Below are 21,022 nucleotides of genomic sequence, written 5' to 3'. Positions count from 1 at the left end.
TTCCAGGAGAAATCAGATGAGCCACTTTTTGGACCGGCTGAAGTTCATGTCCCGCGTGCAGTCCACCTTCGCGGACGGACATGGCGCGGTCGTCGCGGAAGACCGCCAGTGGGAAAACGCCTATCGCAGCCGCTGGCAACACGACAAGATCGTGCGTTCCACCCACGGGGTGAACTGCACCGGGTCCTGTTCGTGGAAGGTGTATGTGAAAAACGGCCTGATCACATGGGAAACCCAGCAGACCGATTACCCGCGTACCCGGCCCGACCTGCCCAACCACGAACCGCGCGGTTGCCCGCGTGGCGCGTCCTACAGCTGGTATGTGTATTCGGCGCAGCGCGTGAAATACCCGATGATCCGTGGCCGGCTGATCGAAATGTGGCGCGAAGCGCGCAAGAGCATGGACCCGATCGCCGCATGGGCGCATATCAGCCAGGACCCGGAGCGGGCCGCGCGCTACAAGAGCGTGCGCGGCCAGGGCGGCTTCGTGCGCGCCGACTGGGAAACCGCCACCGAAATCATCGCGGCTGCCAATGCGCTCACCATCAAGCAATACGGCCCGGACCGCATCGTCGGTTTTTCGCCCATTCCGGCCATGTCCATGGTCAGCTATGCCGCTGGCGCGCGTTATCTGAGCCTGCTGGGCGGTGCCTGCCTGTCGTTCTACGACTGGTATTGCGACCTGCCGCCGGCCAGCCCGCAAATCTGGGGTGAACAGACCGACGTGCCCGAATCGGCCGACTGGTACAACAGCACCTACCTGATGGTGTGGGGCTCCAACGTGCCGATGACCCGCACACCGGATGCCCACTTCTATACCGAAGTGCGCTACAAGGGCACCAAGACCGTCGCGGTTTCGAGCGACTTCGGCGAAATGGCCAAGTTCGGCGACATCTGGCTGGCGCCGCGCCAGGGCACGGATGCCGCGCTGGCCATGGCCATGGGCCATGTGGTGCTCAAGGAATTCCACCTTGCCGGCAAGTCTGCCTACTTCACCGGCTATGTGAAGCAATACACCGACATGCCCATGCTGGTGATGCTCAAGGAACGAAACGGCGTGCTGGTGCCGGATCATTTCCTGCGCGCCTCGCATCTCGACGCCAATCATGGCGAGGCCAACAACCCCGAATGGAAGACGCTGCAGATCGATGCCACCAGCGGCGATCTGGTAGTGCCCAACGGCACTATTGGCTTTCGCTGGGGCGAGGGCAAGGTCAACGATGGTGAAAAGGTCGGCCGCTGGAACCTGGAGCTGAAGGATGGCGGCTCTGGCCGCAGCGTCGACCCACTGCTGTCCTTGATTGACCAGTGCGACGACGTGGCCGGTGTCGGCTTCCCATACTTCGGTGCCGAGCACGACGATCTGCTGGTGCGCAATGTGCCGGTCAAGCGCCTGCGCCTGGCCGATGGCAGCACGGCGCTGGTCAGCACCGTGTATGACCTGCAGATGGCCAACTACGGGATTGATCGCGGGCTGGGCGGCAACAATGTGGCGGCATCCTATTTCGACGATGTGCCCTACACCCCGGCCTGGCAGTTCAAGCATACCGGCGTGAAGCCCGAACTGGTGATCCAGGTGGCGCGCGAGTTTGCGCAGAACGCGCACGATACGAATGGCCGCAGCATGGTCATCGTCGGCGCCGCACTCAATCACTGGTACCACATGGACATGACCTACCGCGGCATCATCAATCTGCTGATGATGTGCGGCTGCATTGGTCAGAGCGGCGGTGGCTGGGCGCACTATGTGGGGCAGGAAAAGCTGCGCCCGCAATTCGGCTGGGCACCGCTGGCTTTCGCCGCCGACTGGCAACGCCCGCCACGCCAGATGAACGGCACCAGCTTCTTCTATGCGCACACCAGCCAGTGGCGGCATGAAAAGCTGGCCGTCGACGAAATCCTCGCGCCGACTGCCGATGCCGGCCGCTATGGCCGCATGAGCATGCTGGACCTGAATGCCAAGTCCGAACGCATGGGCTGGTTGCCGTCCTGCCCGCAGTTGCAGACCAACCCGCTGGAAGTGGTTGCCGCCGCCGAAGCCGCCGGGCAAGACCCGGCCGCCTATGCTGCCGCACAGCTCAAGGCCGGCAAGCTGCACATGAGTTGCGACGACCCGGACAACCCGGCCAATTTCCCGCGCAATATGTTCGTCTGGCGTTCCAACATTCTCGGCTCCAGCGGCAAGGGGCACGAATACTTCCTCAAATACCTGCTGGGCACGCAAAACGCGCTGTTCGCCGACGAAGCCGACGCAATCCGCCCGTCCGAGGTCACCTGGCGCGAAGAAGCCGCCGAAGGCAAGCTCGATCTGCTGACCGTGCTCGATTTCCGCATGAGCACCACCTGCCTGTATGGCGACATCGTGCTGCCGACGGCCACCTGGTATGAAAAGGACGACCTCAACACGTCCGACATGCACCCCTTCATCCACCCGCTGTCCGAAGCCGTGCAGCCGCTGTGGGAAAGCAAGACCGACTGGGAAATCTACAAGCTGCTGGCGAAGAAATTCAGCGAAATCGGCGGCCCCTATCTGGGCACGCGCAAGGACTTGGTACTGACCCCGCTGCTGCACGACACGCCGGGCGAGCTTGGTCAGCCGCTGGAACCCAAGGACTGGAAAAAGGGCGAATGCGAGCTGATTCCGGGCAAGACCGCGCCGAACATGACCGTGGTCGAGCGCAACTACAACGACATCTACAAGAAGTTCACCTCGATCGGCCCCCTGCTCGACAAGCTCGGCAATGGCGGCAAGGGCATCAACTGGGATACCCGGCACGAGGTGCATGAAGTCGCCGGCTTCAACAAGGTCGTTACCGAGCCGGGCGTCAGCCAGGGCCGGCCGCGCCTGGATACCGCGATCGACGCGGCCGAAATGATCCTGACCTTTGCACCGGAAACCAACGGCCACGTTGCGGTCAAGGCCTGGGAGGCATTGTCGAAGATCACCGGGCGCGACCACAGCCACCTTGCCATCGGCCGCGAGCACGACAAGATCCGCTTCCGCGACGTGCAGGCGCAGCCGCGCAAGATCATCAGTGCACCGACCTGGTCGGGGCTGGAATCGGAAGAGGTCAGCTACAACGCCGGCTATACCAATGTGCACGAGCTGATCCCCTGGCGCACGCTGACCGGCCGCCAGCAGTTCTACCAGGATCACCGCTGGATGCTCGATTTCGGCGAAGGCTCGTGCGTCTACAAGCCCGCCATCGACACCAAGACCATCAAGCCCATGCTGGGCAAGCATGGCAACGGCGAGCACGAACTGGTGCTCAACTGGATCACGCCGCACCAGAAATGGGGCATCCACTCCACCTATTCGGACAACCTGCGCATGCTCACGCTGTCGCGCGGCGGCCCGCACGTGTGGATTTCCGAGGCAGAAGCCAAACAAGCCGGCATCAAGGACAACGACTGGGTCGAGGTCTTCAACGTCAACGGCACGCTGACCGCGCGCGTAGTGGTGAGCCAGCGCGTGCCGCAAGGCATGTGCCTGATGTACCACGCACAGGAAAAGATCGTGAACGTGCCCGGCGCCGAAACATCGGGCAAGCGCGGCGGCATCCACAACTCGGTCACGCGTACGGTGCTCAAGCCCACGCACATGATAGGCGGCTATGCGCAGCAGGCCTGGGGCTTCAACTACTACGGCACCGTAGGCAGCAACCGCGACGAGTTCGTCGTACTGCGCAAGATGAAGAAGGTCGAGTGGCTGGACGGGCCGCGTGCCGAAGAAGAACAAGGAGTCGCAAAATGAAGATCCGCGCTCAAGTGGGCATGGTGCTCAACCTCGACAAATGCATTGGCTGTCATACCTGCTCGGTGACGTGCAAGAACGTCTGGACCAGCCGCGATGGGGTCGAATACGCCTGGTTCAACAATGTCGAGACCAAACCCGGCATCGGTTATCCCAAGGAATGGGAAAACCAGGACAAGTGGAACGGCGGCTGGAAGCGCAATGCCAAGGGCAAGCTGGTGCCGCGCCAGGGCGGCAAGCTGCAGATTCTCGCCAACCTGTTTGCCAATCCCAACCTGCCGGCCATCGACGATTACTACGAGCCCTTCACCTACGACTACGAACACCTGCAAAAGGCGCCGCTGTCGCAAACGCCGCCGACCGCACGCCCGGTGTCGGTGATCACCGGCCAGAAAATGGACAAGATCGAATGGGGTCCGAACTGGGAGGACGATCTGGGCGGCGAGTTCAGCGCACGCAGCCGCGATGCACTGTTCGAGGGGGTGCAGAAGGAGATGTATTCCACCTTCGAAAACACCTTCATGATGTATCTGCCCCGCTTGTGCGAGCACTGCCTGAACCCGGCCTGCGTGGCATCGTGTCCGTCCGGCTCGATCTACAAGCGCGAGGACGATGGCATTGTGCTGGTCGACCAGGACAAGTGCCGTGGCTGGCGCATGTGCATCTCGGGCTGCCCGTACAAGAAGATTTACTACAACTGGCAGAGTGGCAAGGCCGAAAAATGTACTTTCTGCTTCCCGCGCATCGAGGCCGGCCAACCCACGGTCTGCTCGGAAACCTGTGTGGGTCGCATCCGCTATCTGGGTGTGCTGCTGTATGACGCCGACCTGATCGAACAGGCCGCCTCGACCGCGGACGAACAGGACCTGTACGAAGAACAGCTCAAGTGCTTCCTCGACCCGCACTCGCCAGCGGTGATCGAAGCGGCACGCGCACAGGGCATACCCGAGAGCTGGCTGGAAGCGGCGCAACGCTCCCCCGTCTACAAGATGGCCTGCCAGTGGAAAGTGGCTTTCCCGCTACACCCGGAATACCGCACCCTGCCCATGGTCTGGTACATCCCGCCGCTGTCGCCGATCCAGTCGGCGGCCGAGGCCGGCCGCATGCCGCACAGCACGGTGGGCGACAGCATCATTCCCGACGTCAAGAGCCTGCGCATCCCCGTGCGCTATCTGGCCAACCTGCTGACCGCCGGCAAGGAGGCGCCCGTGGTCAGCGCGCTGGAGCGGATGATCGCCATGCGCGCCTACAAGCGCAGCGAGGTGGTGCACGGCAAGCCGGATGCCAGCCTGATCACACCGGTCGGGCTGAACGCGGCCACGGTCGAGGACATGTACCAGACCATGGCGATTGCCAACTATGAAGACCGCTTCGTGATCCCGAGCAGCCACAAGGAAATGGTCGAGGACAGCTTCAACGACAAGGGGTCCTGCGGCTTCACCTTCGGCAACGGCTGCTCCGGCGGCACCTCGGAAGGAACGCTGTTTGGCAAGAAGCCGCAAGGCAGCGTGATCTTCGTTGACATGCCCAAGTCGCGCAAAAAGGCGACCTCCTGATCAGCGTGCCGGCGGCCCGCCCGCCGGCACCGGTTTGCACAAGGAAATCCGCACATGAACACGCTCTACCGCATCTTGTCCGCGCTGCTCAGCTATCCAGAACCGGATCTGCTGGATGCACTGGACGAAATCGACACTGCGCTGCATGCCCATCCCGAGGCACGGCAGACACTGGCCCCGTTGACCGCTTTTCTGGGCCGGTACTCCCTGGTTGAACTGCAGGAAAACTACGTTGCAACCTTCGACCGCAACCCCGCGCATTCGCTGCACCTGTTCGAGCACGTGCATGGCGAAAGCCGTGATCGTGGCCAGGCCATGGTCGATCTGCTGCACGAATACCTGCAGCACGGTTATGAGCCGCATGCCGCCGAGCTGCCCGACCACGTGCCGCTGTTTCTTGAATACCTCAGCCTGTGCGACGACACCAAGGCCGAAGCATTGCTGGGCGATGCCATCCACGTACTGGCCGCCATCGGCGCGCGGCTGGCGCGCAATGAAAGCCCCTATGCCACGGTTTTCATGGTGTTGTGCTCGCTGACCGACGTGGTGCCGCAGGAACAGACCGACCCGCCGGTACGCGACATGGACGAAGCACTGGAAACATTCGGCCCCGGCGCCGATGGCGTCGAACCACTGCTCAAACCGGCCATGGATGGCGTACAGCCATTGCATTTCCACCCCCGCAATCCCTCCCGCCAGGCGCACACCCCGCCGGGGTCGCAGTCTTAAGCCCAGGAGACCATCATGGATTACCTGCATCAGTTCATTTTCGGCATCTATCCCTATATCGCGCTGTGCATCTTCCTGCTCGGCAGCCTGATCCGCTTCGAGCGCGAGCAATACACGTGGAAAAGCGACAGCTCGCAGCTGCTGCACCGGGGCAATCTGCGCCTCGGAAACATCCTGTTCCACATCGGCATCATCGGGCTGTTTTTCGGTCATCTGGCCGGCCTGCTGACCCCGGTGGCGGTCTGGGATGCGCTCGGCATCAGCCACACCTTCAAGCAGCTGGTGGCCATGACGGCGGGCGGCATACTCGGCACGCTGTGCCTGGCCGGTCTGCTGCTGCTCCTGCATCGCCGGCTGTCCGACCCGCGCCTGGCGGCGCAGACGCGCACCGGCGACAAGATCCTGCTGCTGTGGATACTCGTCACGCTGCTGCTCGGCCTGTCGACCATCTTCGTCTCGGCCGGTCACCTCGACGGCCACATGATGGTGCTGCTGATGACCTGGGCCCAGCATATCGTCACCTTCAAGGGTGATGCCGCGCTGTTCATCATCGGCGCCGATACCCTGTTCAAGCTGCACCTGTTCATGGGCATGACGCTGTTCGTGATCTTCCCGTTCACCCGGCTGGTACACGTGTGGAGCGGCTTTGCCTCGGTCACCTATCTGGGCCGCGCCTGGCAGCTGGTCCGCCCGCGCTAGAACCGGCAACGCCGGGCCGGCAGCACCGGCCCGGCCAAGGAGCTCATCATGCCCATTACCGTCAATGACCACGAAATCACCGACGACGAAATCGCCGCCGAACTGCCCGGACACGATACGTTGCATCTGGCCACCATGGCCGTCATCCTGCGGCATCTGCTGCGCGACGAAGCACACCGGCTGGGCCTGCCAGCCACCGACGAGGACAGCGCCATCGCCGCACTGTTGGCGCACGAAGTGACCGTGCCCGAAGCCGACGACGCCAGCTGCCGCCGCCACTACGCGCAAAACCCGGCCCGGTTCACCGTCGGTGAACTGGTCGAGGCCGAACATATCCTGTTCCAGGTGACCGAGCGGGTGCCCTTGCCGGCGCTGCGCGGTCTGGCTGAACAAACGCTGGCCGATCTACTGGCCGAACCTGCGCAATTTGGCGAACAGGCACGCAAGCTGTCCAACTGCCCTTCCGCAACGCTGGGCGGCAACCTCGGCCAGCTGGGCCGGGGCGACACGGTACCCGAGTTCGAGCGGGTACTGTTTTCGGCCGACCAGGGCGCCATCGTGCCACGGGTGGTCGAAACGCGTTTCGGCTTGCACATTGTGCGGGTGGTGCACCGCATCGCAGGCCGCTTGCTGCCCTATGAGCAGGTCTGCACGCAGATTGCCGAGGCACTGCAACAGGCCAGCCGCGATGCTGCATGGCGCCAATACCTGCGCGTGCTGGCCAGCCGTGCACGCATCACTGGCATCGACCTCGACATTGCCGACAGCCCCTTGCTGCAATAGCAAACGGCGGGGTCGGGTGGCTGGCAGAGTGACTAGTCCCTCCTGCATATGGTCTAAAGTGGCGCCGGTGCGCAAAATCAAGACAGCTCGTTTCGGTTCCCAGCCATGAATACGGATAGTGCCCCACCCGTCCTGATCGACTCCTTCCAGCGCCGCATCGATTACCTGCGCGTATCGGTGACCGACCGCTGCGACCTGCGCTGTACCTACTGCCTGCCCAAGGGCTTCAAGGGTTTCGAGGAACCGGCCAACTGGATGACCCACGCCGAGATGACCCGCCTGGTGGGCCTCTTTGTCGGGCTGGGTGTACGCAAGGTCAGGCTGACCGGGGGCGAGCCGCTGCTGCGACGCAATCTGCCCGACCTGGCTGCGGCGCTGGCCGCGCTGCCGGGCCTGCACGACCTGTCCTTGTCGAGTAATGGCACACAACTCGCCCACCATGCAGCGGCATTGCGCCGGGCCGGGGTGCAAAGGCTGAACATCAGCCTCGATACACTGGATCACGACTGTTTTGCCCGCATCACCGGCCGCGATTGCCTGGCCGATGTGCTCGCCGGGCTGCGTGTGGCCAAAGAGGCAGGTTTTGCGCCAATCAAGCTCAATATGGTGGTGCAGCCAGCGGTGAACGATGCGGAGGTCGAGCGCATGGTCGGGTTCGCGATCGCCCACGGCTTCATCCTGCGGCTGATCGAGGCCATGCCGATGGGCGATACCGGCAGACAGGCAGGCGCCATCAATCTCAGCCGGCTTGGCATGCAACTGGCTGAGCGCCATGCGCTGCTGCCCGCGATCAAGGGCAGTGGTGCCGGGCCGGCGCGCTACTGGACCACGGCCGACGGCACGATGAGCCTGGGTGTGATCACACCGATGTCACAGCACTTTTGCGCCACCTGCAACCGCGTGCGCCTTACCGTGGACGGCACGCTGCACCTTTGCCTCGGGCAGGAAGACAAGGTTGCGCTGGGCGCGATGCTGCGCGCCGGCGCGGATGATGCGCAACTGCGACAGGCCATCATCGACGCAATCGCCGTCAAGCCGGAACGGCACGACTTCAGCAGCCAGCCAGCCAAAATCGTGCGCTTCATGTCGCAGACCGGCGGTTGAACCCGGACCGCGCCATGCACGACCTCCAACGTTTCATCGACGGTTTTCAGCGCTTCCAGCAGCAATACTTCGGCCATGATCGCGCGCTGTACAGCGATTTGCTGCAAGGGCAGCGCCCCAGCACGCTGCTGATCGGCTGTTGCGATTCGCGCGTCGATCCCGCGCTGCTGCTGGGGTGCGATCCGGGCGATATATTCACCGTGCGCAACGTGGCCAATCTGGTGCCGCCGTTCGACCCGGCCCAGCATATCGCCGGTGTGACATCGGCCGTGCAGTTTGCCGTGGCACAGCTGGGCGTGGCACGCGTCATCGTACTGGGCCATGCCCAATGCGGCGGCATCCGCGCCTTGCTGGAAGAACGGCTGTCGGGCAGCGACGAAACCGACTTCATCACGCGCTGGATGCAGATCGTTGCCCCGGCGCGCGACGAAATCGAGCGACGCATGCCCGAGGCCGATGCAGGCGAGCGTCGCCGCGCGTGCGAAATGGCCGCCATACTGGTGTCGCTGCGCAACCTGGAAACATTTCCCTGGGTGCAGCGCCGGGTAGCCGAAGGCGTATTGACGCTGCACGGCTGGTATTTCGACCTCGAAGCAGGAACGCTGCTGGCCTATTCGCCACGCGCGGACGGTTTTCTGCCGCTGGTCGCATCAAGGGATATGGAGCAGGAATGAAACAGGTATTCGGACTGATCGGCCGTTCGGGCAGTGGCAAGACCACACTGATCGAAACCATGCTGCCGCTGTTTGCCGCGCAAGGGCTGCGGGTGAACGTGATCAAGCACAGCCACCATGACGTGCAGTTCGAACCACCGGGCAAGGACAGTGCCCGCTTTCGCGCGGCCGGCGCGGCGGAGGTGCTGTTGGCCACCCCATACCGCTACGCGATCTTTCACGAGCTGCGGCACGAGGCCGAGCCAGACCTGGCCAAACAATGGGCCAGGCTGGCGCCAGCCGACCTGACCCTGGTCGAGGGGTTCAAGCACTATCCGATACCGCGCCTCGAAGTCTTCCGCCCCGACCTCGGCCAGCCTCCGCTCTACCCTGAGCACCCCGATCTGCTGGCCGTCGCGAGCGACGCGCAGCTCGATTGCCCGCTGCCCGTGCTGGACCTGAACCGACCGGCCGACATCGTACGCTTCATCATCGCCCGTGCCTTGGGAGGCCATCATGCTTGAGCTGCAAGCCATGCGCGACAAACTCGCGCGGATAGCGCTGCCGGCGCCAGCCAGCGAGTGCGTGGCGCTGTCTGCTGCAGTAGGCCGGATTTGCGCACAGACGCTGCGTGCAACAGTCGACCTGCCCGGTTTCGACAACAGCGCGATGGATGGCTATGCCGTCGCAGTAGACGCCGCCCGCCCGCTCGGGCAGTACGAAATCATCGGCTATGCCGCAGCCGGCAGCAGCGCGACAGGCGCGCTGCGTGCCGGCCAGGCACTGCGCGTGCTGACCGGCGCCCCGCTGCCCTTTGGCTGCCAGAGCGTAGTGCCGCAGGAACAGGTGCGTGTGGACGGCAAGCTGCTGCAGCTGGCCGAGGCCCCGGTGTATGGCGCCCACATGCGCGTGCGCGGCAGCGAGCTTGCGGCCGGCACCCGACTACTGGAACAAGGCACAACGCTGCGCCCGCTGCATATCGGCCTGCTGGCTGCACAGGGCATCGCCGAGCTGGATGTCCACCTGCGCCCGCGCGTGGGCGTGCTGTCCACCGGCAGCGAGCTGGTGCCCGCCGGGCAGCCGTTGACGGCAGGCCGCATCCACGATGCCAACCGCCCCCAGTTGCTGGCCTTGCTGACCGCCTGTGGCGCCGATGCAATCGACCTCGGTCAAGTGCCCGATGACCCGGAAGCCACGCGCGAGCGGCTGGCCGATGCAGCAGCATGCTGCGATATCGTCATCAGCTCGGGCGGTGCCTCGGTCGGCGATGCCGACCATGTGCGTCATGCAGCCAGCATGCTGGGCGGGATCGACCACTGGAAAGTCGCCATCAAACCCGGCAAGCCCTTTGCCTTCGGCCATCTGTGCGGCAAGCCGTTTCTGGCGCTGCCCGGCAACCCGGTTGCGGCAGCAGTCACCTTTCTGCTGCTGGCGCGCCCGCTGGTCCGTCGCGCGGCCGGCGGCACGCCGTCAGCCGACACCATGCAGCTGCTGCCGCTGACCGAGGCCGTGCACAACCGCGACATGCGGCCGCACTTCATGCGCGCCCGGCGTGTATACGACAACGGCATGCTGCTGGTGCAACCCTTTGCCCAGCAGGGCTCGGCGGCACTGGCCACCCTGGCCGAGGCCGATGTGCTGATCGAGGTACCGCCACAAACAACCCTGTCGGCCGGCAGCCCGGCACCATGCCATCTGCTTTCGGAGTTGATTGCCCCATGAATGCCGCCGGCATGCAAATCCACCTGCTTTACTTCGCCCGGCTGCGCGACGCGCTGGCGTGCGATGCCGAAACCATCACGCTGCCCGGCAGCAACCATGATGTCGCCACATTGCTGGCCCACCTGCGCCAGCGCGGCGGCATCTGGGCCAGCGAGCTGTCCGGCGACAAACCATTCCGCGTCGCGGTCGACCAGCACATGGCCACGCCGGCAACCCGCATTCCCGACGGCGCCGAGGTAGCCGTGTTTCCACCGGTGACCGGGGGCTAACCATGGCCGACATCCATGTGCGCGTGCAGCACGACGACTTCAGTCTTGATGCCGAGCTGGCCCGGCTGGCCGACCCGCTGCGGCGTTGCGGTGCCATCGCCAGCTTCGTGGGGCAGGTGCGCAACGACCCGGCGGGCAACCATGCGCTGACCGCGCTGACGCTGGAGCACTACCCGGGCATGACGGAACGCAGCCTGCATGCGCTGGCCAGCGACGCCGCCGTGCGTTTTGCACTTGATGCCGTCGTGATCATCCACCGGATCGGCACCCTGCAGCCGGGCGAGCGCATCGTGCTGGCACTGACCGCCGCAGCGCACCGCAAGGCAGCGCTGCATGCGGTCGACTACCTGATGGATCACCTGAAATCGACCGTGCCGTTCTGGAAGCAGGAACACCATGGCGCGCAACACCGCTGGGTGGACGCTAAGCACGCGGACGACGCAGCATTGCAGCAATGGCAGGCCCACGATGCGGCACGATGACGCAACAAGTACGGCACAACGCAGTACAACCATGAACGACGTGCTGAACCACTTCGATGCCGCCGGCAACGCCCATATGGTCGATGTCGGCGGCAAGGCCGCCACGGACAGGCAAGCGGTGGCTACGGGCAGCATCCACATGCAAGCAGACACGTTGGCGCGCATCGAAAGCGGCCAGCACGCCAAAGGCGATGTGCTGGGCGTGGCGCGCATTGCCGCCATCATGGCGGCCAAGCGCACGGCAGAACTGATTCCCCTGTGCCACCCGCTGGCGTTGACCCGCGTTTCCGTCGACTTCCGCTGCGCATACAATAAGGTGGATGTGCTGGTCACCGCAGCAACCACCGGCCAGACCGGTGTGGAAATGGAAGCGCTCACCGCAGCCAGCATCGCGCTGCTCACCATCTACGACATGTGCAAGGCAGCAGACAAAGGCATGCAGATCAACGCCGTGCGCCTGCTGGAAAAATCGGGTGGCCGCTCCGGTTGCTGGACTGCCCAAGAACTGGAGCCACACCCATGAGCGCCGATTCCGACGGTTTGGGCGTCACCCCGCCCTCCCCGCGCGAAAGCCTGTCGGCACGCATCGTGATCAGCTCGCTGGTTGCGCTGCTTGGCGTGCTGGCGATGATAGGCTGGACACTCTGGCTGTCCTGGCAGCTTGAAGGCGCAGGTGCCGCAATCAACGATGCCGGCAGCCTCCGCATGCGCGCCAACCGCATCGGGCTGGAGCTGCTGCGCACCGACAGCGGTCACACGCAACGCATACAGCTCGACCTGTCCGCGCAGACCGACACCCTGGCCCGCCTGCAAACCGGCGTGCCGTCGCGGCCGCTGTTCCTGCCTGATGACCCGGCCATCCTCGCGCAAATGGGCAAAGTGCGCACGCTCTGGACCAGCACGCTGCAACCTGCCGCCAGCCGGGCGCTGGCCGGTACGGATCGCGACAGCTATCTGCAGGCATTGCAGCCTTTCGTTGATCAGGCCAACCAGCTCGTACAGATGATAGAGGCCGACAACGCGGGTAAAACCACGCTGCTGCGCCTGTCGCAGGCCGTGCTTGCCGTGATCGCCTTTCTGGGCACGCTGGCCATGATCTACCTGCTGTATATGTGGATCGTCGCACCGGTGCTGCGCCTGCAGCACGGCTTGCAACGCATGGCCGAGCGGGAATTCAGCGTACGCCTGCCGGTGGAAAGCCGGGATGAATTCGGCGTACTGGCGCAGGGCTTCAACAATATGGCCGACACGCTGGAGGGGCTATACCGCGACTTGGGCGAGCGCGTGCAGGAAAAAACCGCGCAACTGGCGCAACAGAACCGCGAGCTGAGCCTGCTGTATGGCATGACGGCCTTCCTGAACCAGCCACTGGACATCGAAACCCTGTGCCAGGGTTTTCTGCAGCGCGTGATGCAGCAATTCAACGCCGACGGCGGCAGCATACGCGTGCTGGACCCCACCGGCGAAAAGCTGCATCTGGTCGTTTCCGAAGGGCTGACCGAATCGCTGGAAGAAGCCGAGCACTGCATGCGCGTACACGCGTGCTACTGCGGCGAGGCCACGCAGCAAGGCGCGGTGGTTATCCGCGATTTCCGCAAGCTGGCCAACCCGGAGGCGCTGCAATGCGCGAATGCCGGCTTCAGGGGGCTGGCGGTATTTCGCGTTGCAACGCATGACGAGGTGCTGGGTTCGTTCTCGCTGCATTTCCGCAATACGCATGCGGTGCCAGCTGCCGAAGCGCAGTTGCTGGATGCACTGGGCCAGCATCTGGGCGTGGCGCTGGTCAACCGCAGACTTGGCGCCAAGGCGCGGCAACTGGCCGTGGCCGAGGAACGCAATCTGGTCGCGCAAGGGCTGCATGACAGCATTGCGCAGGGGCTGAACTTCCTGAACCTGCAGGTGCAGATGCTGGACAGCGCCGTGCAGCGCGAGCGCTGGGCCGAGGTACGCGAGGTCGTGCCGCTGCTGCGCACCGGCGTTGATGAAAGCTATCAGGACGTGCGCGAGCTGCTGGTCAATTTCCGCAGCAAGCTGGGCCAGGGCGAACTGATTGCCGCCATCGAGGATACGGTGGCGCGCTTCAAACGCCAGTCCGGCGTGGCAGTCAGCCTGCATGTTGAAGACGCCGCCGGGCAACCGCTGCCGTCCGAGGAACAACTGCAGGTGCTGTTCATCCTGCAGGAAGCGCTGTCCAATGTGCGCAAGCACGCCCACGCCAGTGCGGTTGATGTGGAAATCAGCAACCAGCGCGACTTTCGCATGCGGATCAGCGATGATGGCGACGGTTACGACCCTGCCGAAGTCGCTGAGCGAGACACACCGCACGTCGGCCTGCACATCATGCATGAACGCGCCGACCGGCTGAATGCGCAACTGACGATGACATCACGCCCCGGCGGCGGCACACGGGTCGAACTCGTGCTGCCGTCCAGCGAGCGGCGCGCAGCCTGAACCCGATGGATGCCCCATGACCATACGCATACTCCTGATCGATGACCACAGCCTGTTCCGCTCCGGCGTGAAGCAATTATTGCAGCGCGAGCCGGACATGGAGGTGGTTGCCGAGGCAGCCGATGGCGTCGAAGGCATCAAGCGTGCCAAGGAGCACACGCCGGATGTCATCCTGCTCGACCTCAACATGCCCGGGCTGTCGGGGCTGGAAACGCTGCAACTGCTGGTGCAGGACCTGCCCGAGACAGCGGTCATCATCCTCACCGTCTCCGAAGAGGCGGACGAGCTGGGCCAGGCACTGCGCAACGGCGCTTATGGCTATCTGGTCAAGAACATCGATGCTGAGGCGCTGGTCAACGCCATCCGCCGTGCCGACCGGGGCGAGGCGGTAATCGCCGACAGCATGACGGCCAAGCTGGTGGCGCAATTCCGCGTCCAGGGCAGCGGCCCTGCCGCGTCGCCCGCTGGCGAGCGGGACCGTCTGACCCCCCGCGAGCGCGAAATCGTGCAGTGCCTGGCGCGCGGCGAGAGCAACAAGGAAATCGCCCGCAATCTCGATGTGGCCGAGAGCACGGTCAAGATCCACGTGCAGAACATCCTCAAGAAGCTCAATCTGAACAGCCGGGTGCAGGTGGCCGTGTATGCCGTCGAGCACGGCCTGAATGCCGGTGCCGCTGGCGACGGCAACTGACAGACCGATCCGGCTGGATTCATTGCAAACCTTGACCGGGGACAAGGCCGGGGCAGACTGAAAGCCTAGAATCGGCGCATGACCAAGCCTACCCCCAAGATGGAACTGGTGGCGCCGGCAGGCAGTCTGGCTGCGCTGAAGGGCGCGCTGGAAGCCGGTGCCGATGCCGTGTATCTGGGCCTGCGCAATGCAACCAACGCGCGCAACTTTGCCGGGCTCAATTTCAGCAATGACGATCTGAAAACCGGCATCGCGCTGGCGCACCGCATGGGCCGCAAGGTGCTGTTCGCCATCAACACTTTTGCCCAGCCCGGCCGTGATCATGAATGGCAGACCGCCGTCGATACCGCCTGCGGCCTGGGGGCAGATGCCGTCATCCTGGCCGACCCGGGGCTGCTGAGTTATGCGCGCATGCGCTATCCGGCGCTGCGCCTGCATCTGTCAGTGCAGGGTTCGGCCACGCACGCCGATGCCATTGCACTGATGCACCGCGAGTTCGGCATCAGCCGCGTGGTGCTGCCCCGGGTGCTGACACTGGCCGAGATCGAAAAAATCACTCGCGCCAGCCCGGTGGACATCGAGGTATTCGGCTTTGGCAGCCTGTGCGTGATGGCCGAGGGGCGCTGCCTGCTGTCCAGCTATGCCACCGGCGATTCACCCAACAACAAGGGCGTGTGCTCGCCCGCACACGCAGTGCGCTGGCACGACAGCCACGGCCATCTTGAGGCTCGCCTCAATGGTCTGCTGATCGACCGCTATGCCCCGGGCGAGCCGGCCGCCTACCCCACGCTGTGCAAGGGGCGTTTCGAGGTGCAGGACCAGCTGGATCATGCCCTTGAGGAACCCACCAGCCTGAACGCGCTGGGCTTGCTGCCACAGCTGGCCGCCATGGGCGTGCGCGCAATCAAGATCGAGGGGCGCCAGCGCAGCCCGGCCTATGTGCGCGACGTGGTCTCCACGCTGCGCGCCGCCATCGACAGTCTTCAGACAGCCCCGGATCGTTACTCGCAAAAACCGGCGTGGCAAGCCACGCTGGCAAGGCACGCCGAGGGCTCGCAAACCACGCAAGGCGCTTTCGAGCGACCATGGAAATGAACCAATACCGGATTGCCCTCGGCCCGCTGCTGTATTACTGGCCGCGCCAGACCACGCTCGATTTCTACGCCCGCATCGCCGACAGCCCGGTGGACATCGTTTATCTGGGCGAAACCGTGTGCAGCCGCCGCCACGAACTGCGCCTGCCCGACTGGCTGGCACTGGCCGCCGAGCTGCAGGCGGCCGGCAAGCAGGTAGTGCTGTGCACCCCCACGCTGGTCGAATCCGGCGCGGAGACCACGATGATACGGCGCATTACCGAGCAGCAAGACTACATGATCGAAGTCGGCGAGCTGGGGGTGATCCTCAATCTGGACGGGCGCGGCTTTATCGCCGGCCCGCATCTGAATGCCTACAACGGCAACACGCTGCAATGGCTGGCCGGGCTGGGCGCGCAACGCTTTGTCACGCCGCTGGAACTCAACCGCGCCGATCTCAAGACGCTGTTGCGGGAAAAACCCGCATCGTTGCAGAGCGAAGTCATGGTGTGGGGCCGCATGCCGCTGGCCAGCTCGGCACGCTGCTTTACCGCGCGGTACTACAAGCTGCACAAGGACAATTGCGGCTTCCGTTGCATAGAGCACCCGGACGGACTGGACATGCGCACGCGCGAATCAGTCGATTTTCTGGCCATCAACGGCATACAGACCCAATCCGGCCACGTGCTGGACCTGCTGGCACAGGCCGGAGAGCTGGCCGCCATGGGTGTGGATGTGCTGCGCGTCAGCCCGCAATCGCAACGCACGCTGGAAGTGATTGCCTGGCTGGATGCAGCCCGCCATGGCGCTGCGCCACAACCCTCGGTATTGCCCGACGGCATGCCCCGCTGCAATGGCTACTGGTTTGGTCACCCCGGGCTGGACTGGATAGAGAACGAGGCCCATCGACATGCGCACTGAAGACATGAAATGGCTGCACCGCAGCGCGGTGCTGGCACGCCTGGGCAAACGGATTCCTCGCCCCTTGCTGAGCCTGCAGCTTGCTGGCGTGCTTGAAGCTGCGCGCCTCGTCGGCTGGCTGCGCCCGCCGGCCGAGCTGGATGGCCGCAGCTTTGCCATTACGGTGCACGATCTGGGCCTGCGCCACCCGTTCCGCTGCGAGCGGCAACACTTCCTGCCCAGCTGGCAGCAGCAGGTCGATCTTGAACTCTGTGCCGACGCAGCGGATTTCATTGCGCTGCTGCAAGGCAAGGCGGATGCGGACACCCTGTTCTTCATGCGCAAGTTGCGCGTCGAGGGCGATGTCGAGCTGGGTTTGCTGGTCAAGAACTGGCTGGATAGCCTGGAGCGCCCCAGCTGGCGCTAGCCAACGCGCAGCGATGATCCGGCCGCTGCGGTCCCGTGCTTTCCATCTATCAGAGTCGCGAACAAAACCCTGCCAGCGGCGTTACGCTCACTGGCCGTACGCCTTGTACTGTCTTCGCGTGCCTTGCCTGCACCGCTACACCGGGTTTTGTTAGCGGCTCTTATATATGACAGGGCCGGCCCCGCGAGGGAGCCGGCCTTGTCATTCCTGTATCCGGTCAATTGCCCGGTCAACCGCCGCAGGCGCAGGCAGTCGGGCCACATGTGGTCGCGGCAGTGTCGAACATCGGAAACAGCACGTTGTTTTCCAGATGGATGTGGTTGATCAGGTCGTCACGCAGCTGGTTGATGCCGGCATAGAGTGCGCGCCAGGTGGTGCATGCGTCCTCGGGTGGCGTCAGATCACGCGTCAGCTCGGCCAGTCTGTCCAGCGCAAGGCCGTGGTCGACGTGCTCGGCGCGCATCATGCCGATGGGGTGAACGACGAAAGGATTGCCGCCGGCCTTGAGCATGGGGAACAGCACCTGCTCTTCCTTCGCCATGTGCGACAGCAACTCTTCTTCCATATGCGCAAGCAGGGCCGCCAGCCCTGCCGGCACTGCGGGATGATCGCGGTGCACTGCCTCGACACGGCGAGCCATGGCCACCAGTTCGGGCAGCTGCACCCGGTGCACCTCGTGATAGCGGGTGAGGATATGGTCTATCAGCGTGCCGGCATCCTGCGCTGCCGGCTGCGCGTCGCTACGCTGCAGCGCCGCCAGCTCTGCCACGAGGTCATCCAGGTTCAAGCCCTTGTTGGCAGCCGCCTGCCGCAGGCTGATCTGCCCGCCGCAACAGTAATCGAGCTTGAGGCGGCGAAAGACGGCAGTAGCGCCGGGCAAGGCAACGGCAATCTGCCCCAGTGCGGCATCGGCCTGTACGGGGGACACGGTATCTTGACGGGTATTCATGTCTGGAACTCCTTGGAAACGGGTGTCGGCATCAGGCCGCAATACGGAAATCGATGATGATTTCGCCAGGCGTGCGCTGCACGTAGCGGATCTGCACGCGCTGGGCAAAACGCTGCTCGATCTGCGTCAGCAGCGGCAGCGGATCGTGGTCATTGCAAAAGCGCATGGTTTCGCCCGGTTGCAAGACATCGAGCGCGCCGAAAATTGCCGCATGGCGAAAGCGGCGGGCAACCCCGCGCGCATCAAAGCCGTAAACGCCGTCCTGAATGACGGGAATTGAACAATCGTGTGCCATGGGTTTACTCCTGTGTCGGGCAGCGGGCAGCCCCTGCCGCCCGCGCTGTGAAATGAATGGAAAACGCACCAGGACTGATCAGGCAGTCGCCCCTGCATAGCTTGCTGCTTGCCGGCGTGCACGGCCCTGCAGCAGCCGCCAGGCAAACAGCGCCAGGAACAGCACGCCGATCGAGAACACGATGTCACCCGGCACACGCAGCCACACCAGCGTGTGCATGACGCCCGATTGCACCACCTCGGCCGAGCGGGCCAGCCACAGCCCGCTGTTGATGCTGTGATACGCCTGGTAAATGCCGGCCGGCAGCAGCGACATGAACACCATCATGGCCAGCCCGATGTTCATGCACCAGAAGGCCGGCGCCAGCAGCTTGTCCTGCCAGTGTTCGCGCGGATACAGGCCGCGCAGGCAGAACAGCATCAGCCCGATGCCCAGCATGCCGTAGACACCGAACAGTGCCGCGTGGCCATGCGCCGGGGTCATGTTCAGGCCCTGCACGTAATAGAGGGCAATCGGCGGATTGATGGCAAAGCCGAGCAGGCCGGCGCCCACCATGTTCCAGAAACCGACCGCAACAAAGCACAGGATGGACCAACGATAGGCCGCCACCCACGGCGCTGCCTTGCTGCGGCGGTACATGGCCACCGCATCGAAGCCGATCAGGGTCAGCGGCACCACTTCCAGCGCCGAGAACACCGCGCCGATGGCAATCACCGCCGTCGGTGTCCCGGTGAAGTACAGGTGGTGCAGCGTGCCCAGAATGCCGCCGAACAGGAACACGATGGTTTCCAGCACGATGGCTGCATTGGCAACGGCGGCGCGAATCAGGCCCAGCCGGCTGAAAATCAGCGCGATCACTGCCGTGGCGAAGACCTCGAAGAAACCCTCCACCCATAGATGCACCAGCCACCAGCGCCAGTATTCAATCATCGAATAGTGGCTGCGCTGCCCCCACATCAACGACGAGGCGTAGAACAGGCCGATGCACATCGCCGACAGGAACACCATGCAGATCAGGCCACGGCTTTCGCCCGGCTGTTTCAGCGCCGGCCACAGCGCCCGCCCCATCAAGGCCAGCCAGAGCAGCAGGCCGATGAACAGGCCAATCTGCCACACGCGCCCCATGCTGGTGTATTCCAGACCCTGATTGCCCAGCCAGAAGGCAAATTGCGTGCCCAGCCTTTCCTGCGTGCCCACCCAGCCACACAGCAGCGAGCCCAGCGCTACCACGATCAGCGCCCAGAACAACAGATTGACCCCCAGCACCTGCCCCTTGGGCTCGTGCCCCGACAGCGCCGGCGAGATATACAGGCCGGTTGCCAGCCAGGCAGTGGCAATCCACAGCACCCCCAGCTGGGTGTGCATGGTACGGCTGGCCACGAAAGGCAGGATTTCACCCAGCGGCAGGCCGAAGAAGTGCTGCCCTTCCACCGAGTAGTGGGCCGAAACCACACCCATGACCACTTGCAGCAGGATGAGCGCGATCACCACGAAGAAATACTTGCGCGTGGCCCGCATCGACGCGGTCGGCTGCAACCTGAATAGCGGGTCGGCCTCCGGTGCGACAGGGTCACCCGTCTCGCCATGGGCGTTGTGATACCAGATCATTGCAGCAATGCCGGCAATCAACAGGATCACGCTGGCAATCGACCACATGCCGGTGCCGGCAGTCGGCACGTTGCCGATCAGCGGTTCATGCGGCCAGTTGCTGGTGTAGCTCAACCCGCTGGTGCCGGGGCGATCAGTCGCCGCAGCCCACGACGACCAGAAGAAGAATGCCGGCAGTGCCTGCAGGTCAGCCTGATCGCGGATGCTGCCGGGCATCATTGCATACTGGCTGCGCAGCGGGTTGCTGGCGGCATCACTGCCGAAGAGGCCCTGATAATGTGCCGCCAGCGCGGCAATGACCTGCGCGCGCTCGGGGCTGACGGTCAGCGTGCCGGTCGCCTCGTCGTATCTGTTGCTGCGCATGTCTGCCTTCACTCGCGCCATGATCGCAGCCTGATCGGCAGCGTCCAGCGTAGCGAAGCCCTGGCCGAACTGCTTGCGCGCCAGTACATCGCGCAGGCCGGTGATTTCCCGGTGCAACCAGTCGGCCGACCAGTCCGGCGCCACATAGCTGCCATGCCCCCACACCGACCCTACCTGCTGCCCGCCGGCCGCCAGCCAGGCGGACTGCCCCTGCTGCACCTGCTCGCCGCGATACAGCAACACCCCCTCACTACTGACGATGCGCGCCGGTATCGGCGGCTTGGCCAGATAAATCTCGCGCCCGACCCAGCCCAGCACCGCGAACGACAACAAGAAAACAGCCAGCAGCCAGCGCCACCTTCGGCTCAATCCGCTCATGACACGCCCTCCCTCATAAAATGTATTCAACATGCACATTATGCATCGCGCGTCATAATATGCAAATAATTTACATATTTAAGGACCGGGCACGCACTTGCGGCAGCAAGGAAACGTGCATGCCTGTGCCGGCAAC

The 21,022-nt window shown here is 64.0% G+C and carries 20 protein-coding genes; 17 read left to right on the top strand and 3 right to left on the bottom strand.

Annotated features, from left to right (window positions below; genetic code table 11):
• Positions 1-16 precede the first annotated feature (16 nt).
• The 17 genes from B9A19_RS16305 to ubiT all read left to right on the top strand — a co-directional run bounded on the left by B9A19_RS16305 (position 17) and on the right by ubiT (position 17,293).
• Positions 17-3,754, top strand: coding sequence for a nitrate reductase subunit alpha (locus tag B9A19_RS16305; RefSeq protein WP_084092130.1), 3,738 nt, complete (start codon positions 17-19; stop codon positions 3,752-3,754).
• The gene (gene narH / locus B9A19_RS16300; RefSeq protein WP_084092129.1) at positions 3,751-5,310 is read left to right on the top strand and encodes a nitrate reductase subunit beta; all 1,560 of its coding nucleotides are present in this window, start codon (positions 3,751-3,753) and stop codon (positions 5,308-5,310) included. Before B9A19_RS16305 ends, narH begins: the two co-directional genes overlap by 4 nt.
• A 54-nt stretch (positions 5,311-5,364) precedes the next feature.
• On the top strand, positions 5,365-6,039 hold the full coding sequence (gene narJ, locus B9A19_RS16295) for a nitrate reductase molybdenum cofactor assembly chaperone (protein WP_084092127.1): 675 nt from the start codon (positions 5,365-5,367) through the stop codon (positions 6,037-6,039).
• Positions 6,040-6,054: 15 nt separating this feature from the next.
• Positions 6,055-6,738: a respiratory nitrate reductase subunit gamma gene (narI, locus tag B9A19_RS16290; RefSeq protein WP_084092125.1), complete on the top strand. Its 684-nt coding sequence runs from the start codon at positions 6,055-6,057 to the stop codon at positions 6,736-6,738.
• A gap of 48 nt (positions 6,739-6,786) precedes the next feature.
• Entirely contained in the window at positions 6,787-7,521 is a 735-nt protein-coding gene (locus B9A19_RS16285; RefSeq protein WP_084092124.1) for a peptidylprolyl isomerase, read from the top strand.
• A gap of 105 nt (positions 7,522-7,626) precedes the next feature.
• Entirely contained in the window at positions 7,627-8,625 is a 999-nt protein-coding gene (moaA, locus tag B9A19_RS16280) for a GTP 3',8-cyclase MoaA (protein ID WP_084092123.1), read from the top strand.
• 14 nt (positions 8,626-8,639) lie between these two features.
• Entirely contained in the window at positions 8,640-9,299 is a 660-nt protein-coding gene (locus tag B9A19_RS16275) for a carbonic anhydrase (protein WP_084092171.1), read from the top strand.
• A complete protein-coding gene (mobB, locus tag B9A19_RS16270) occupies positions 9,296-9,802 on the top strand; it encodes a molybdopterin-guanine dinucleotide biosynthesis protein B (RefSeq protein WP_084092122.1) in 507 nt (168 codons plus the stop codon). The genes B9A19_RS16275 and mobB overlap by 4 nt, the downstream gene beginning before the upstream one ends.
• Positions 9,795-11,000, top strand: a complete 1,206-nt coding sequence (locus B9A19_RS16265; RefSeq protein ID WP_084092121.1) for a molybdopterin molybdotransferase MoeA — start codon at positions 9,795-9,797, stop codon at positions 10,998-11,000. Before mobB ends, B9A19_RS16265 begins: the two co-directional genes overlap by 8 nt.
• A complete protein-coding gene (locus B9A19_RS16260) occupies positions 10,997-11,269 on the top strand; it encodes a MoaD/ThiS family protein (protein ID WP_245804362.1) in 273 nt (90 codons plus the stop codon). Before B9A19_RS16265 ends, B9A19_RS16260 begins: the two co-directional genes overlap by 4 nt.
• Before the next feature lie 2 nt (positions 11,270-11,271).
• Entirely contained in the window at positions 11,272-11,751 is a 480-nt protein-coding gene (locus B9A19_RS16255; RefSeq protein ID WP_217807097.1) for a molybdenum cofactor biosynthesis protein MoaE, read from the top strand.
• Positions 11,752-11,782: 31 nt separating this feature from the next.
• Entirely contained in the window at positions 11,783-12,274 is a 492-nt protein-coding gene (gene moaC, locus B9A19_RS16250) for a cyclic pyranopterin monophosphate synthase MoaC (protein WP_084092120.1), read from the top strand.
• Positions 12,271-14,202 (top strand): type IV pili methyl-accepting chemotaxis transducer N-terminal domain-containing protein, encoded by a 1,932-nt coding sequence (locus B9A19_RS16245; RefSeq protein WP_084092119.1) that lies wholly within the window; start codon positions 12,271-12,273, stop codon positions 14,200-14,202. The genes moaC and B9A19_RS16245 overlap by 4 nt, the downstream gene beginning before the upstream one ends.
• Before the next feature lie 16 nt (positions 14,203-14,218).
• Positions 14,219-14,893 (top strand): response regulator, encoded by a 675-nt coding sequence (locus tag B9A19_RS16240; RefSeq protein WP_084092118.1) that lies wholly within the window; start codon positions 14,219-14,221, stop codon positions 14,891-14,893.
• A 78-nt stretch (positions 14,894-14,971) separates the two neighbouring features.
• Positions 14,972-15,988, top strand: coding sequence for a ubiquinone anaerobic biosynthesis protein UbiU (gene ubiU / locus B9A19_RS16235; RefSeq protein WP_084092117.1), 1,017 nt, complete (start codon positions 14,972-14,974; stop codon positions 15,986-15,988).
• Positions 15,979-16,887, top strand: a complete 909-nt coding sequence (locus tag B9A19_RS16230; RefSeq protein WP_084092116.1) for a U32 family peptidase — start codon at positions 15,979-15,981, stop codon at positions 16,885-16,887. Before ubiU ends, B9A19_RS16230 begins: the two co-directional genes overlap by 10 nt.
• Positions 16,877-17,293, top strand: coding sequence for a ubiquinone anaerobic biosynthesis accessory factor UbiT (ubiT, locus tag B9A19_RS16225; protein ID WP_217807096.1), 417 nt, complete (start codon positions 16,877-16,879; stop codon positions 17,291-17,293). The genes B9A19_RS16230 and ubiT overlap by 11 nt, the downstream gene beginning before the upstream one ends.
• 229 nt (positions 17,294-17,522) lie before the next feature.
• Here ubiT and ytfE read toward each other — a convergent pair whose 3' ends face one another.
• The 3 genes from ytfE to B9A19_RS16210 form a co-directional block, all read right to left on the bottom strand.
• Positions 17,523-18,242, bottom strand: coding sequence for an iron-sulfur cluster repair protein YtfE (ytfE, locus tag B9A19_RS16220; RefSeq protein ID WP_084092115.1), 720 nt, complete (start codon positions 18,240-18,242; stop codon positions 17,523-17,525).
• A 31-nt stretch (positions 18,243-18,273) separates the two neighbouring features.
• The gene (locus B9A19_RS16215) at positions 18,274-18,537 is read right to left on the bottom strand and encodes a DUF2249 domain-containing protein (RefSeq protein ID WP_084092113.1); all 264 of its coding nucleotides are present in this window, start codon (positions 18,535-18,537) and stop codon (positions 18,274-18,276) included.
• A 78-nt stretch (positions 18,538-18,615) separates the two neighbouring features.
• Positions 18,616-20,886 carry a nitric-oxide reductase large subunit gene (locus B9A19_RS16210; RefSeq protein WP_084092111.1) on the bottom strand — a complete coding sequence of 757 codons (2,271 nt, stop codon included), beginning with the start codon at positions 20,884-20,886 and terminating at the stop codon, positions 18,616-18,618.
• Positions 20,887-21,022: the final 136 nt, after the last annotated feature.

Origin of the sequence: Andreprevotia lacus DSM 23236, assembly GCF_900176275.1 — a bacterium.
In the GTDB taxonomy this organism is placed as follows: Bacteria; Pseudomonadota; Gammaproteobacteria; order Burkholderiales; family Chitinibacteraceae; genus Andreprevotia; species Andreprevotia lacus.
This window is presented reverse-complemented; position numbering and strand designations above follow the sequence as displayed.

What these genes read in the sequence shown, in the direction of transcription:
- narI (WP_084092125.1), top strand. Translation starts at nt 6,055, where the DNA reads ATGGATTACCTGCATCAGTTCATTTTCGGCATCTATCCCTATATCGCG.
- mobB (WP_084092122.1), top strand. Translation starts at nt 9,296, where the DNA reads ATGAAACAGGTATTCGGACTGATCGGCCGTTCGGGCAGTGGCAAGACC.
- narH (WP_084092129.1), top strand. Translation starts at nt 3,751, where the DNA reads ATGAAGATCCGCGCTCAAGTGGGCATGGTGCTCAACCTCGACAAATGC.
- B9A19_RS16265 (WP_084092121.1), top strand. Translation starts at nt 9,795, where the DNA reads ATGCTTGAGCTGCAAGCCATGCGCGACAAACTCGCGCGGATAGCGCTG.
- B9A19_RS16240 (WP_084092118.1), top strand. Translation starts at nt 14,219, where the DNA reads ATGACCATACGCATACTCCTGATCGATGACCACAGCCTGTTCCGCTCC.
- B9A19_RS16230 (WP_084092116.1), top strand. Translation starts at nt 15,979, where the DNA reads ATGGAAATGAACCAATACCGGATTGCCCTCGGCCCGCTGCTGTATTAC.
- ubiT (WP_217807096.1), top strand. Translation starts at nt 16,877, where the DNA reads ATGCGCACTGAAGACATGAAATGGCTGCACCGCAGCGCGGTGCTGGCA.
- moaA (WP_084092123.1), top strand. Translation starts at nt 7,627, where the DNA reads ATGAATACGGATAGTGCCCCACCCGTCCTGATCGACTCCTTCCAGCGC.
- B9A19_RS16245 (WP_084092119.1), top strand. Translation starts at nt 12,271, where the DNA reads ATGAGCGCCGATTCCGACGGTTTGGGCGTCACCCCGCCCTCCCCGCGC.
- B9A19_RS16215 (WP_084092113.1), bottom strand. Translation starts at nt 18,537, where the DNA reads ATGGCACACGATTGTTCAATTCCCGTCATTCAGGACGGCGTTTACGGC.
- ubiU (WP_084092117.1), top strand. Translation starts at nt 14,972, where the DNA reads ATGACCAAGCCTACCCCCAAGATGGAACTGGTGGCGCCGGCAGGCAGT.
- B9A19_RS16255 (WP_217807097.1), top strand. Translation starts at nt 11,272, where the DNA reads ATGGCCGACATCCATGTGCGCGTGCAGCACGACGACTTCAGTCTTGAT.
- B9A19_RS16285 (WP_084092124.1), top strand. Translation starts at nt 6,787, where the DNA reads ATGCCCATTACCGTCAATGACCACGAAATCACCGACGACGAAATCGCC.
- B9A19_RS16275 (WP_084092171.1), top strand. Translation starts at nt 8,640, where the DNA reads ATGCACGACCTCCAACGTTTCATCGACGGTTTTCAGCGCTTCCAGCAG.
- B9A19_RS16210 (WP_084092111.1), bottom strand. Translation starts at nt 20,886, where the DNA reads ATGAGCGGATTGAGCCGAAGGTGGCGCTGGCTGCTGGCTGTTTTCTTG.
- B9A19_RS16305 (WP_084092130.1), top strand. Translation starts at nt 17, where the DNA reads ATGAGCCACTTTTTGGACCGGCTGAAGTTCATGTCCCGCGTGCAGTCC.
- moaC (WP_084092120.1), top strand. Translation starts at nt 11,783, where the DNA reads ATGAACGACGTGCTGAACCACTTCGATGCCGCCGGCAACGCCCATATG.
- B9A19_RS16260 (WP_245804362.1), top strand. Translation starts at nt 10,997, where the DNA reads ATGAATGCCGCCGGCATGCAAATCCACCTGCTTTACTTCGCCCGGCTG.
- narJ (WP_084092127.1), top strand. Translation starts at nt 5,365, where the DNA reads ATGAACACGCTCTACCGCATCTTGTCCGCGCTGCTCAGCTATCCAGAA.
- ytfE (WP_084092115.1), bottom strand. Translation starts at nt 18,242, where the DNA reads ATGAATACCCGTCAAGATACCGTGTCCCCCGTACAGGCCGATGCCGCA.